Origin of the sequence: uncultured Bacteroides sp., from assembly GCF_937912035.1 — a bacterium.
Classification (GTDB): domain Bacteria; phylum Bacteroidota; class Bacteroidia; order Bacteroidales; family Bacteroidaceae; genus Phocaeicola.
In genome coordinates, this window is sequence record NZ_CALDPF010000016.1 from 55,164 (window position 1) to 69,606 (window position 14,443).

General features: G+C 38.0%; 11 protein-coding genes. All 11 read left to right on the forward strand.

Features of this window, described 5'->3' with window-relative positions:
- The first annotated feature begins 102 nt into the window (after positions 1–102).
- The 11 genes from clpP to Q0486_RS02715 all read left to right on the forward strand — a co-directional run bounded on the left by clpP (position 103) and on the right by Q0486_RS02715 (position 14,252).
- A complete protein-coding gene (gene clpP, locus Q0486_RS02665; protein WP_154044162.1) occupies positions 103–774 on the forward strand; it encodes an ATP-dependent Clp endopeptidase proteolytic subunit ClpP in 672 nt (223 codons plus the stop codon).
- A 51-nt stretch (positions 775–825) separates the two neighbouring features.
- Positions 826–2,076: an ATP-dependent Clp protease ATP-binding subunit ClpX gene (gene clpX, locus Q0486_RS02670; RefSeq protein WP_299230165.1), complete on the forward strand. Its 1,251-nt coding sequence runs from the start codon at positions 826–828 to the stop codon at positions 2,074–2,076.
- A gap of 135 nt (positions 2,077–2,211) precedes the next feature.
- Positions 2,212–4,395, forward strand: coding sequence for a DNA helicase RecQ (recQ, locus tag Q0486_RS02675; RefSeq protein ID WP_299230166.1), 2,184 nt, complete (start codon positions 2,212–2,214; stop codon positions 4,393–4,395).
- Positions 4,396–4,541: 146 nt separating this feature from the next.
- Positions 4,542–6,017 carry an IMP dehydrogenase gene (gene guaB, locus Q0486_RS02680; RefSeq protein WP_299230167.1) on the forward strand — a complete coding sequence of 492 codons (1,476 nt, stop codon included), beginning with the start codon at positions 4,542–4,544 and terminating at the stop codon, positions 6,015–6,017.
- An 81-nt stretch (positions 6,018–6,098) separates the two neighbouring features.
- Positions 6,099–7,277 carry a hypothetical protein gene (locus tag Q0486_RS02685; protein WP_299230168.1) on the forward strand — a complete coding sequence of 393 codons (1,179 nt, stop codon included), beginning with the start codon at positions 6,099–6,101 and terminating at the stop codon, positions 7,275–7,277.
- 36 nt (positions 7,278–7,313) lie between these two features.
- The gene (locus tag Q0486_RS02690) at positions 7,314–8,177 is read left to right on the forward strand and encodes a peptidyl-prolyl cis-trans isomerase (protein WP_299230195.1); all 864 of its coding nucleotides are present in this window, start codon (positions 7,314–7,316) and stop codon (positions 8,175–8,177) included.
- The gene (locus Q0486_RS02695) at positions 8,170–9,543 is read left to right on the forward strand and encodes a peptidylprolyl isomerase (protein ID WP_299230169.1); all 1,374 of its coding nucleotides are present in this window, start codon (positions 8,170–8,172) and stop codon (positions 9,541–9,543) included. Before Q0486_RS02690 ends, Q0486_RS02695 begins: the two co-directional genes overlap by 8 nt.
- A 113-nt stretch (positions 9,544–9,656) precedes the next feature.
- Positions 9,657–11,243, forward strand: a complete 1,587-nt coding sequence (locus Q0486_RS02700; RefSeq protein ID WP_299230196.1) for an OstA-like protein — start codon at positions 9,657–9,659, stop codon at positions 11,241–11,243.
- An 8-nt stretch (positions 11,244–11,251) separates the two neighbouring features.
- Positions 11,252–11,548 carry a hypothetical protein gene (locus tag Q0486_RS02705; protein WP_287677556.1) on the forward strand — a complete coding sequence of 99 codons (297 nt, stop codon included), beginning with the start codon at positions 11,252–11,254 and terminating at the stop codon, positions 11,546–11,548.
- Positions 11,549–11,572: 24 nt separating this feature from the next.
- Complete coding sequence (mutL, locus tag Q0486_RS02710; protein ID WP_299230170.1) at positions 11,573–13,471, forward strand: DNA mismatch repair endonuclease MutL; 1,899 nt, start codon at positions 11,573–11,575, stop codon at positions 13,469–13,471.
- A 154-nt stretch (positions 13,472–13,625) separates the two neighbouring features.
- Complete coding sequence (locus Q0486_RS02715) at positions 13,626–14,252, forward strand: DUF3256 family protein (RefSeq protein WP_299230171.1); 627 nt, start codon at positions 13,626–13,628, stop codon at positions 14,250–14,252.
- Positions 14,253–14,443 lie beyond the last annotated feature (191 nt).

Genomic DNA, 14,443 nt, shown 5'->3' on the forward strand with positions numbered 1-14,443 from the left:
AACCGAGGCTTTTCTGGTTGGTGCAAGCTCTAGTCCTGTACTCGGAAAAGAAATGGCTAAAAGTCTCTTTCTGTATTTTTAAAAGATAAAAAAATATAACTTATGGATGATTTCAGAAAATATGCAACCAAGCATTTGGGAATGAGCAGCATGGTGCTTGATGATGTTATAAAGTCACAGGCTGGTTATCTTAATCCTTATATCCTTGAAGAAAGACAGCTGAACGTTACTCAGCTTGACGTGTTCTCTCGTTTGATGATGGACCGTATCATATTCTTGGGAACAGAAATCAATGATTACACAGCCAATACATTGCAGGCTCAGTTGCTGTATCTTGACTCTATAGACTCAGGAAGGGATATTTCCATATATATAAACTCACCGGGCGGATCTGTATATGCCGGTTTGGGAATATATGATACAATGCAGTTTATCAGCAGTGATGTGGCTACTTTCTGTACAGGTCTTGCTGCTTCAATGGCTGCTGTGTTGCTTGTGGCTGGTCAGGAGGGCAAACGTTCTGCATTGACGCACTCACGAGTGATGATACACCAGCCTCTGGGTGGCGCACAAGGTCAGGCTTCGGATATAGAAATTACAGCTCGCGAAATATTGAAGCTCAAGAAAGAGTTATATACTATCGTAGCTGAACATTCGCATACTGATTTTGACAAGGTGTGGGCGGATTCGGACAGAGACTACTGGATGACTGCGCAGGAAGCGAAGGAATATGGTATAATTGATGAAGTTATGTCTCGCAAGCCTTCTTTGTAATTTAAAAACTTGCAAACTCAAAAAGAACTAAAGAACTAAAATTTATAGTCATTGGAAAATTCAAAAACAACTAGAAATAGGAACAAATGCAGCTTTTGCGGACGTTCGGAAAATGAAGTAGGTTTTCTGATAACTGGAGTTAATGGCTGTATTTGTGATTCATGTGTGGAGCAAGCTCATGAGATAGTTAAGGAAGCCAATATACATTCACATTCAGGTAAGGTAGGTAATATCTGTTTGGAAGAATTACCAAAACCGGCTGATATCAAAGCTTTTCTTGACCAGTATGTAATAGGTCAGGATGATGCCAAAAGATATTTGTCTGTGGCTGTATATAATCATTACAAACGTCTCCTTCAGGTATCGGACAATAATGATGTTGAAATAGAAAAGTCAAATATCATAATGGTTGGAGGTACCGGTACCGGAAAAACGCTGCTGGCACGTACTATAGCTAAACTGTTGAAAGTGCCATTCACAATTGTAGATGCTACTGTATTGACCGAGGCCGGTTACGTTGGTGAGGATATTGAAAGTCTGTTGACGCGTTTGCTGCAGGTTGCCGACTACAATGTAGAGGAGGCTGAACGCGGTATAGTGTTTATTGATGAGATAGACAAAATTGCACGTAAGGGTGACAATCCTTCTATAACACGAGACGTTAGTGGTGAGGGTGTACAGCAGGGTTTGCTTAAATTACTAGAGGGTTCTATAGTGAATGTTCCGCCACAAGGAGGAAGGAAACATCCTGATCAGAAAATGATACCGGTAAATACCAAGAATATTCTGTTTATCTGTGGTGGAGCTTTCGAAGGTATAGAACGCAAGATAGCTCAAAGACTCAATACTAATGTGGTAGGGTATAATTCGGTAAGAGATGCTGTTAAGATTGATCGTAGCAATATGATGCAATATATCGCACCGCAGGATTTGAAATCGTTTGGACTTATACCTGAGATTATAGGTCGTCTGCCTATTTTAACTTATTTGAATCCTCTTGACAGAAATGCATTGCGTAATATTCTGACAGAACCTAAGAATTCTATAATCAAGCAATATATTAAACTTCTGGAAATGGATGGAGTTAAGTTGGTCTTCCAGCCAGAGGTATTGGAATATATTGTTGATAAGGCAGTAGAATATAAGCTTGGAGCTCGTGGGTTGAGATCTATTGTTGAAACAATAATGATAGATGTTATGTATACAGTACCGTCTCAGAACGTCAAAGAATTTGTTGTAACAATGGAATATGCCAAAGAGCAGATGGAAAAGTCGAATATTTCTCGTCTGCAGTCTGTTTAAATTGATAAAGGGGAAAAAAGCATGTTTTAGCGATTTTTTTTCTCCTTTTATTTGCGTAATATTGAAAGTTGTTTATAACTTTGTTACATAAGAACTTTTCAGTATATCATAAAATCATTTAATTCATAGGAAGCAATGGCGGAAAAAATCAATTTGACAGAACAGTTGAAGAAGTATTTCGGTTTTGATACTTTCAAAGGAAACCAAGAGGCTATAATAAGAAGTCTTCTTGATGGTAATGATACTTTTGTGTTGATGCCTACCGGTGGAGGAAAATCGCTATGCTACCAGTTGCCTTCACTTTTGATGGAAGGAACTGCTATTGTGATTTCACCGCTTATTGCACTTATGAAGAATCAGGTAGATGCTATGCGTAACTTTAGTGAAGAAGATGGAGTTGCGCATTTCATAAACTCTTCGCTTTCAAAATCGGCTATAGATCAGGTGAAAGCTGATATATCTTCAGGTAAGACTAAATTGCTATACGTAGCTCCTGAATCTCTTACTAAAGAAGAAAATGTTGATTTTCTCAGGAATGTTAAAATCTCGTTTTATGCCATTGATGAAGCTCATTGTATTTCTGAGTGGGGGCATGATTTCAGACCTGAATATAGAAGGATAAGGCCAATAATAAATGAAATTGGTAAAGCTCCTGTCATCGCGTTAACAGCAACTGCTACTCCAAAAGTAAAAATGGATATCCAGAAAAATTTGGGAATGACCGATGCGGCAGAATTCAAGTCTTCATTTAATCGTCCAAATTTGTATTACGAGGTACGTCCGAAAACTAATAATATTGATCGTGATATTATCAAGTTTATTAAGCAAAATCCTGATAAATCTGGAATTATTTATTGCTTAAGCAGAAAAAAAGTAGAAGAACTTGCTGAGATTCTGGTTGCTAATGGTATTAAGGCAAGGCCGTATCATGCCGGTATGGATGCTGCTACCAGGAATACTAATCAGGATGATTTCCTAAAGGAGAATATTGATGTCATAGTTGCTACAATAGCTTTCGGTATGGGAATTGATAAACCCGATGTAAGATACGTGTTGCATTATGATATCCCAAAGAGTCTTGAAGGGTATTATCAGGAAACAGGACGAGCCGGAAGAGATGGTGGAGAAGGTCAGTGTATAGCATTCTATTCGAATAAGGATTTACAGAAACTGGAGAAGTTCATGCAGGGTAAACCTGTATCTGAACAGGAAATAGGAAAACAGCTTCTTCTTGAGACTGCAGCTTATGCTGAATCGTCGGTTTGTAGAAGAAAAATACTGTTGCACTATTTCGGTGAGGAATATACTGAAGATAATTGTGGTAATTGTGATAACTGTTTAAATCCAAAGAAACAAGTGGAGGCTCAGGAATTATTGTGTGCAGTGATTGAAACAATCGTTGCAGTAAAAGAAAATTTCAAACAAGATTATATTATTGATGTATTGCTGGGAAAAGAAACATCAGAAGTGTTGGCTCATAAACATGATGAACTCGAGGTTTTCGGTTCGGGTATGGGTGAAGAAGAACGCTTGTGGAATTCAGTGATACGTCAAGCTTTAATTGCAGGATATTTGGTTAAGGATGTTGAGAATTATGGTTTGCTGAAAGTAACCCCAAGCGGACATAAATTCCTCAAGAATCCTAAATCATTCAAAATAGTTGAAGATACTGATTTTGACGAGGATGAAGTGGAAGAAACTCCAATGCGTGGAGGAGCATCGTGTGCTGTGGATCCGGTATTGTACTCAATGCTTAAGGATTTACGAAAAAAAATGTCAAAGAAGCTGGATGTACCTCCATATGTGATTTTCCAGGATCCTTCGTTGGAAGCTATGGCTACTATTTATCCTGTGACACTTGAAGAATTGCAGAATATACCAGGAGTTGGTGCCGGCAAGGCAAAACGTTATGGACAGGAGTTCTGTGATTTGATCAAGACTCATTGTGAGGAAAATGAAATAGACAGGCCTGAAGATTTAAGGGTACGTACTGTTGCAAACAAATCAAAACTTAAAGTTTCTATAATCCAGAGTATAGACCGTAAAGTGGCTCTTGACGATATTGCAGTCGCAAAAGGTATTGATTTTGTAGAATTGCTGGATGAAGTTGAGGCTATTGTCTATTCCGGTACAAAGCTTAATATAGACTACTTCCTTGAAGAAATAATGGATGAAGATCACATGCTTGACATTTATGATTATTTCAAGGAGTCTGAAACGGATAAGATTGAGGATGCCATGGATGAACTAGGTGATGATTATACAGAAGAAGAAATCAGACTGGTTAGAATCAAGTTTATTTCAGAAATGGCCAATTAAAAGATATTATTTAGGCTTCGCCCTCCTGACAGGTTTGGCGAAGCTTTTTTTGTCGTAAAAATATGTTAATGTGTTTTGTTCTATTTATATAATTCGTATAAAAATAGTATATTTGCACGCAATAATAATCAAAAGCATAAAGCCCTATGTCATTTATTGCAGATAAAGTTGTTATGGATGGATTGACTTACGATGATGTTTTGTTAATCCCTGCCTATTCTGAAGTATTACCTAAAACAGTCGAACTCACGACTAAGTTCTCAAGAAACATCGAGTTGAAAATCCCTTTTGTGACTGCTGCTATGGATACAGTTACAGAGTCTCAGATGGCTATTGCTATTGCCAGAGAGGGTGGTATCGGTGTAATCCACAAAAATATGTCAATTGCTGAACAGGCTCGTCAGGTAGCAACAGTGAAACGTGCCGAAAACGGTATGATTTCCAATCCTGTTACTATCAACAGAGATGCAAAAGTGAAAGATGCATTGAATATCATGGCTGAATATAAGATTGGTGGTATTCCTGTTGTGGATAACGAGAATTATCTTGTTGGTATCGTAACTAATCGTGACCTTCGTTTCGAGAAGGACATGGAAAAACAGATACAGGAGGTAATGACTTCTGAAAATATCATTACTACTAAGCAGTCTACAGATATGGAAACTGCTGCTCAGATTCTTCAGGAAAACAAGATTGAAAAGCTTCCTGTAGTTGATGAAAACGGTAAACTGATAGGTCTTATCACATACAAGGACATAACTAAGGCAAAAGATAAACCAATGGCTTGCAAGGATGCTCAGGGACGTCTGCGTGTTGCTGCCGGTGTTGGTGTAACAGTCGATACTTTGGAACGTATGGAAGCACTTGTTAATGCGGGTGCAGATGCTATTGTTATTGATACTGCTCACGGACATTCAAAATATGTGATTGATAAACTTAAAGAAGCTAAGCAACGCTTCCCTAACGTAGATATCGTTGTTGGTAACGTGGCTACAGGTGCTGCGGCAAAGGCTTTGGTAGAAGCAGGTGCTGATGCTGTTAAAGTAGGTATTGGTCCTGGATCTATCTGTACAACTCGTGTAGTAGCCGGTGTTGGTGTACCTCAGCTTTCAGCTGTTTACGATGTAGCTAAGGCTTTGGAAGGAACTGGAGTGCCTTTGATTGCTGATGGTGGTTTACGCTACTCTGGCGATGTGGTTAAGGCATTGGCAGCTGGTGGATACAGTGTAATGATTGGTTCTCTTGTTGCTGGTACTGAAGAGGCTCCTGGTGATACGATCATTTTTAACGGACGTAAATTTAAATCATATCGTGGTATGGGATCTCTTGAAGCAATGGAGAATGGTTCTAAGGACCGTTATTTCCAAGGTTCTACTACAGATGTAAAGAAACTTGTTCCGGAAGGTATCGCTGCGCGTGTCCCTTATAAAGGAACACTTTATGAAGTAATTTATCAGTTGACTGGTGGTTTGCGTGCCGGTATGGGATATTGTGGAGCTCATAATATTATGGAACTTCATAATGCTAAGTTTACTCGCATTACAAATGCAGGAGTTTTGGAAAGTCATCCACACGATGTAGCTATTACAAGTGAAGCTCCAAACTATAGCCGTCCTCAATAATTTGAAATAAATATTAGAATTGGCATGGATTGTATATAAAGCTTTTACGCTTATGTATAGTCCATGCTTTTTTGTTGTGATATGGAAAGATTTTTCGTGATATGTTATTTTTTATTTGTCTGTAACTTATTCCTGTTTTCATTTAACGGTGTAGATAATGCTGATAAAGTGATAATGAGGATAGGTGATGCCGAAGTGTATTTGTCCGAGTTCGAATTTTTATATTCTGATATATCCAGATATAAAGATTGCTCTAAGGATGATTTCTTTCATTATTTTTCAAGGTTTAAGTTGAAGGCTTTTGATGCTAGAAGGCTTGGATTAGACAAAAATATAGACGGGACGTTAAGGAATGCTATCATTGAAGAAATTATATCAGATTCTGTTGAAAATCAAAATATAGTAAATCATCCTTTTGCTTATCTGTTGACATACAGAGTTCTTCAGAATGAAGATACCTGTTATGGATTGAAGTTTATGAATGAAGTATATTCAAAGCTTGAGTCAGGTATAAAAGTATGGGAAATATGCGATACGTTTTCAGATGTGAGATTCTTTTGTGAAGAAGTAATTAATCAGGAATATCTGTTGGATGAGGTTAAAAATGAATTTTTGAGAAATAACGGGTCAACTTGTTCCAAACCTTTTATCTCACCTGAGGGTGTTCATATTCTGATAAAATCAGACTTAGAAATGTTAGGATATAAAGATTGTGTAGATGATGTATTGTTAGCCTCTCAGTGGGAGAAATATTATGATGAGCACTTAAAAAAATATAGGAATGAGGATCTGGAAGTTTTCTTTAAAGAAAATAGAAAGAAATACAGGTGGGAATTCCCTCATTTTAAGGGCGCTGTAATTCATTGTAAAAATAAAAGGGCTGCCAGAAGAATAAAAAAGAACATAAGAAAGTTGCCCGTTGAAGAATGGGAACCGGCTCTTGAAGCAATGATGAGAGAGAATTCTGATTATGATGCGTTGATGGAAACAGGTTTGTTTCAGATAGGAGAGAATGTATATGTTGATAAATTGGTTTTCAAGTGTGGTGAATACGATAAACTTGAAGATTATCCTTATACTTTCACGTTTGGGAAGTGTTTGGATTACACGCCTGATAGCTATAAGGATGTTTATGAAGTTTTACTTCAGGATTATTATCTTTATCATGAAGAGGCTTACTTTGAAAATCTCGAGCGTGAATTAAGGGTAGAAAAGTATATAGACGTTTTAAAAACCGTTAATTCTGATGGAAGTAATTAATTTATACAGTATCTTCGTTCACAGATTTGTATAATGATGAATAATAGATGCTTTTCTAGTTTAATATCAGTTTTAGTGATACTGTCATACGGCTGTACCGAAACGGTAGATCATAAGGGAAAAACTCCTCTGGTCCAAGTTGGCAAGGATTTCCTTTATAAAGAAGAAGTTGTGTCAGCAATACCTCCTGGAATTTCTGAACAGGACAGTTCGGAAATGGCTGATAAATACATAAGAAACTGGATTGAAAATGTCCTGTTGTATGAAAAGGCGGAAGGAAATATTCCAGATAATGAAAAGATAGAAGAACTTGTTCAGTCATACAGGAAGACATTGATAACACATTCTTATATTGAACAGATTGTCAGTCAGGAAGTAGAAAGTAATATTTCTGATAGTGATATTGAAAACTATTATAACCAGAACAATGGAATTTTTCTTGCTAGAGAACCGTATATTAAAGGTCTATATATAAAACTTCCAAAAACTGCGTCTGGTATATCGCAGGTCAGACTTTGGTATAAAGATTCATCAGAACGTTCTATCGACAGACTGGAAAAATATGGCTTACGTAATGCTGTTGATTATGAGTATTTTTATGACAGATGGCGACCTCTGGATGAAATTATGTTGAGGATGCCTGTTAAGGAAGCTGATAAGGGAAAGTATACAAAAGAAAAGAATATTGAAGTAAGTGATACTGCATTTTATTATTTTTTGCATGTAGAAGAATTTCTTGGTCAAGGTGAAGTGTTACCGTTGGAATATGCCGGTAATGATATTAAAGAGATACTAATGAATACGAAGAGGGTAGAGTTTATAACAAGAATGAAAGAAGACTTGTATAAAGAAGCCTCTGAAAATAATGATATAAAATATTTTAATAGCTCAAATGAATAAATTAAATGTCAGAAAAGTAAGTTTATTCCTACTTTTGATGATTGTAGGATTAACAGTTAAAGCCCAGGACAATGTGATAGACGAGGTCGTTTGGGTAGTTGGAGATGAAGCGATTCTAAAATCAGATGTTGAAAACGAGCGTCTGAATGCACAATATGAGGGAAGACGTTTTGACGGAGACCCATATTGCGTTATTCCTGAAGAACTGGCTGTACAGAAACTTTTCTTACATCAGGCAGAAATAGACAGTGTGGAAGTGTCTGAGCAGGAAGTTATTCAGAAGGTAGAGCAGCAGACTGCATGGCTTATAGATCAGATAGGTTCGAAAGAGAAAATGGAGGAATATTATAACAAGACATCTACTCAGATACGTGAGATGTTGAGGGAAAACATAAGAAACGGACTTATAGTTCAGCAAATGCAGCGTGAGTTGGTGGGAGACATCAAGCTTACTCCTGCAGAGGTGAGAAATTATTTTAAGAATCTACCTGCTGATAGTATTCCAAGTATACCTACTCAGGTTGAGGTTCAGATTATCACACGTGAACCTAAAGTCAAGGAAGAGGAAATAGAAAGAGTTAAGAAAAAACTTCGTGAATTTACAGAACAAATCTATAAAGGAGAATCGTCTTTCTCTGTATTGGCTATGTATTATTCAGAAGATCCGGGTTCTGCACGTCGAGGAGGTGAATACGGATTTACAGGTAGAGGTGAGTTGACTCCTGAGTTTGCCAATGTGATTTTCAATATGACGGATCCAAAAAAGATTTCGAAAGTATTTGAGACTGAATACGGTTTTCATATAGCACAGTTGATAGAAAAACGTGGTGACCGTGTAAGTTATCGTCATATATTGATGAAACCAAAAGTAGATGAAGCCGAGATTGAGGAGGCTTTGAACAAACTTGATACCTTGGCTAATGATATAAGAAAGGGTAAGGTTACATTCGATGAGGCTGCCACTTGGGTCTCTCAGGACAAGGATACAAAGAACAATCACGGATTGCTTGCTAATTCACAGACTGGAACTTCACGTTTTGAGATGCAGCATCTTGCGGGACTTGTTTCTCAGGAAGTGGCAAAGGTTGTCGAAGGTATGCAAATAGGTGAGGTGTCCAAACCATTTACGATGATAAATTCAAAAGGTAAAGAGGTTTGCGCTATCGTTAAACTTAAAAACAGAATCGATGCACACAAAGCTACTATCACTGAGGACTATCAGAGACTGAAGAGCATGGTGACTGCTAAGCGAAGTGAAGAGATAATCCAAAAGTGGATCCTTGAAAAACAGAAAAATACATACGTCCGAATAAATCCTAACTGGAGAAAATGTGATTTCAAGTATCCGGGATGGATTAAAGATTGATAATTTACATTATTGCCTAAATAGACAGAATGTTTAACATAAAGAATAAAATAATATTGTTTGGCGGGCAGAGAGTACTGGTGTTATGTGCTCTCTGCCTGTTGGGCTTTTGCATGACCGCTGCAAATATGCAGCAAAATGGCAGGACACAGACACAACCTAAACAGAAAAGTAAGGTATATCTGTTGCGTGCCGACAAGTTGAAAAAAGACGCTCAGCATCCTGATGCACAGATAGTAGTTGGTAATGTGGTTTTCCGCCATGACAGTGTATATATGTATTGCGACAGTGCATACTATTATGATAAGATAAACTCGTTCGAGGCATTCAGCAATGTTCGGATGGAACAGGGTGATACTTTGTTCCTGTATGGTGACAGGCTGTATTATGACGGACTGACGCAGATTGCTCAGATGAGAATGAACGTGAGAATGGAAAACAGAACAACTACATTACTCACGGATAGTTTGAATTATGACAGAATATTCAATCTTGGATATTTCTTTGACGGAGGTACAATGATGGACGATCAGAATGTACTGACTTCAGAATGGGGAGAATACAGTCCTTCTACCAAGATGTCTGTTTTCTATTATAACGTGAAACTGGAAAATCCACAATTCACAATGTTGTCCGATACGCTGAAATACAGTACACAGACAAAGGTCGCTAATATAGTGGGTCCTTCAGATATTTATAGTGATAACAATTATATTTATTCTGAGTCAGGATATTATGATACCCAGACTGGAAAGGCTGATTTGTATCTGCGTTCGGTTCTTACAAGCGATAGTAAGCAGCTTACGGGGGATTCTTTGTTCTACGACAGAAATACAGGTATAGGTGAGGCTTTCTCAAACATTGTCATGACTGATACCCTCAATAAAAATATGATGCTTGGAGATTATGGCTATTATAACGAGAAACTGAAGAGTGCTTTCGTTACAAAGAATGCACTGGCTATAGATTATTCTCAGGGAGATAGTCTTTTTCTTCATGCCGATACGCTTAGCATGAATACTTTTCATCTTGATACTGACTCTATGTATAGGGAAGTAAAGGCTTATCATAAAGTAAGATTTTACAGAACAGATGTTCAAGGTGTGGCTGATTCTCTAGTGTTTTCATCGAAAGATTCATGTCTTATCATGTATAAGGACCCTGTTCTTTGGAATGAAAATCAGCAACTCTTGGGTGAACAGATTAATATATACATGAACGATAGTACCATTGACTGGGCACATATCATAAATCAGGCTCTTTCCGTGGAGCAGATACCTGTAGATACTACATTGTTTAATCAGATTTCAGGAAAGGAAATCAAGGCATATTTCGAAGACGGACTTATGGAAAAAGTCGAGGTGATAGGTTCAGTCAGACTTGTGTATTATCCTATGGATTCAGATAGTATTTTGATAGGAATGAATGTGTCAGAAACCAGTCAGCTTGACATATATTTGGAAAACCAGCAATTGGAGCGAATGGTTATGAGTCCTAAGTCGAACGGTACACTGTATCCTATGTCGCAGATACCTTTGGAGAAAAGCCATCTTGACAATTTCGTATGGTTTGATTATATTCGTCCTTTAAATAAGAAGGATATATTTATATGGCGAGGCAAAAAAGTAGAGGATCAGCTCAAGAAGAGTTCGCGTGGACCTATTGAATTGCCGAACCAACATTTGTTTAACGATAAATAGATAATATTATGGGAATGTTTACAATGAGAAAACCAAGAGCGTATCACCATGAGTATATCTATGTGGACGAGCGTAAGGAAAAATTGCAGAAGATAGAAGAAACTGCAAAACGTGAGCTTGGCATGTTGCCTCCAAAAGAATTTTCTCCTGAAGATATCAGAGGAAAATTTGTGGAAGGAACAAAATATTTGAAACGTCGTAAGGAGAGTGGTAGAAAACCGCTCAGTTATGCAACCTTGTTTGTTGCAATTGTGTTATTACTTTATATCTTGCACTATCTTGTAACAGGTAGCTTTACTTTTTGATTAAATAAAGGAGAAACATAATTTATGAGCGATATAATCCGTTTGTTGCCCGATTCTGTAGCCAACCAGATTGCAGCGGGTGAAGTTATACAGAGGCCTGCTTCGGTGATAAAGGAATTGGTAGAGAATGCCATTGATGCCGGAGCCGGACATATTGATGTGTCTGTTACTGATGCCGGAAAGACATGTATTCAGGTGATAGACAATGGTAAGGGGATGTCGGAAACTGACGCACGTCTTGCTTTCGAGCGCCATGCCACATCAAAAATACGAGAGGCTTCGGATTTATTTGCTCTACGGACTATGGGTTTCCGTGGAGAGGCGCTGGCTTCGATAGCTGCGGTTGCTGAGGTGGAATTGCGTACAAAGCAGCATGGCGAGGAATTGGGTACTTCAATACTTATTTCCGGTTCCAAAGTGGAAAAACAAGAACCTGTGGCATGTCCTGAAGGTAGTAATTTCATTGTACGCAATCTGTTCTTTAATGTTCCTGCACGAAGAAAGTTCCTCAAATCTAATCAGACAGAATTGAGCAACATAATATCGGAATTCGAAAGAATAGCTCTTGTAAATCCTGAAGTATCGTTTACATTCCATCATAATGGAACGGAAATCCTTAACCTGCCTGCCATACAGTTGAGGCAGCGCATAATGGGAGTATTTGGCAAAAAATTGAATCAGGATCTCCTCTCGCTGGATATCGACACTACGATGGTGAAAATACATGGTTTCATCGGTAAGCCGGAAACAGCCAGAAAGAAAGGGGCCCGTCAGTTCTTTTTTGTTAATGGCAGATATATGCGTCACCCATATTTCCATAAGGCAGTAGCCGATGCATACGAACATCTTGTTCCTACTGGCGAACAGGTGTCATATTTTATATATTTTGATGTTGATCCTGCAAATATCGACGTAAATATCCACCCTACAAAGACCGAAATAAAGTTTGAGAACGAACAGGCCATTTGGCAGATATTATCTGCTGCAGTGAAAGAAACATTGGGACGATTCAATGCCGTACCTTCTATAGATTTCGATACAGAAGGAATGCCTGACATTCCGGCTATTGATATGGCAGGTTCTTTTGGAGGGGGGGCTCCTGTCACATCATACGATCCGACTTATAATCCGTTTAACCAGACTTCTTCTATTATTCCTCCGTCTTCATATTCATCAGCCGGAAAGAAAAAAACTGAATGGGAACCATTTTATCAAGGTCTGGAAAAACACGAACGTCAGACGGATGATACTATTCCGGCATTTCCGGACGATATGGTTTTCTCTGGAAAATATCAAGAAGCAGAAGAAACTACCGAGCCGACTATATATGACGAGCATCCGGATGCTGTCATTGCAGAGAAGTCTGCGCAGCATTATCAGTATAAAGGAACGTATATTCTCACTTCTGTGAAGTCTGGACTTATGATTATTGACCAACACAGGGCACATGTAAGGATTTTATATGACAAGTATATGGATCAGATACAGAAACACGTTGGTTTGTCGCAACGTATGTTGTTTCCTGATATGGTTCATTTTTCGCCTTCCGAGGTACCTGTGCTGGAAGAAATTATGGACGATTTGACATCTTTGGGATTTGAACTCAGCCCACTAGGTGGAGGAACATATTCCATTAATGGAGTACCAGCTGATATTGAAGGCCTAAATCCAGAGCAGCTTATAACAAATATTGTTCATTCGGCAATAGAGAAAGGTTGTAAAGTGAAAGAAGAAGTTCAAAGCATGATAGCGCTTTCAATGGCACGTGCATCTGCTATTGTTGCTGGTCAGGTGCTTTCCAACGATGAAATGAATGCTTTGGTTGACGGACTTTTTTCAGCACCGTCACCTAATTATACACCAGACGGAAAGACTGTTCTTGCGCTCATGAACGATGATGATATAGAGAAACTGTTTCGTTGAACCAGTATATAGTTTGCTGCCGACTGTAGTGGGCAGAGCTGCTGACTATAGTCGACAGCATTACTGACTATAGTCAGCACTACTGTCGACTATAGTCGGCACCAAGAAACATTAAACTGTTTTCAATTTTTTATAATTCTTTTATAATGTAAATATGAGATTTATTCTATTGTTATCCATACTATTAGGCCTTTCGGCTAATGCACAAAATATTAATTCAGTATTCGTGTCAATGCCTGATTCACTATCTCCGTTGCTGACTAAAGTTAATCGTCAGGATTTTGCCGATTTTCTTTCATCGGGAATGAAGGCTGTGGTAAAGAACAGATTCGGAGGTAAATCGGAAATGTTGAAACTTACGGACGATTATCTGAAAATTAAAACTACAGAATCATCGTCAGAGGAAATGAAACTGTTGCCTTTGAATGATTCGGTTAATGTGGTGTGTGTGATAAAAACTTATAGCGGACCTGCAGAAGACAGTCGTGTATATTTTTATTCTACTGACTGGAAGGAATTACCGTTGAGTGAATTCATATCACTCCCTCAGCATGCCGATTTCTATAAGGCTGCAAATGACAGTATAAACACTGTTTCAAAAGAAGAATTTACAGATGAGATGTTTGTTATGAAAGCTGAATTATCAGACAAAGACAATAACATAGTCTTTAAGTACAAAACTCTTGAAACCATGGGTAAGGAAAATGCCGAACTGATGAAACCTTATGCTGTGGATTCATTGAAATTTAAGTGGAATAACGGAGTGTATGTAAAGGAATAGTAACATCTCTGATTACGCAAAATATGTTACTCAACATATAATACTTGTGTTTACGTATATAGTGTATGAAAATACGTAAAAAATACTTAACCCGATTTGTCTCCCTCCTCAAAAAAACTTATCTTTACAAGGATTTTTTGAAAACCTTTTTAGTTTTGAGTTGTTGGGTATAAGGGATAATATGTGCAAAA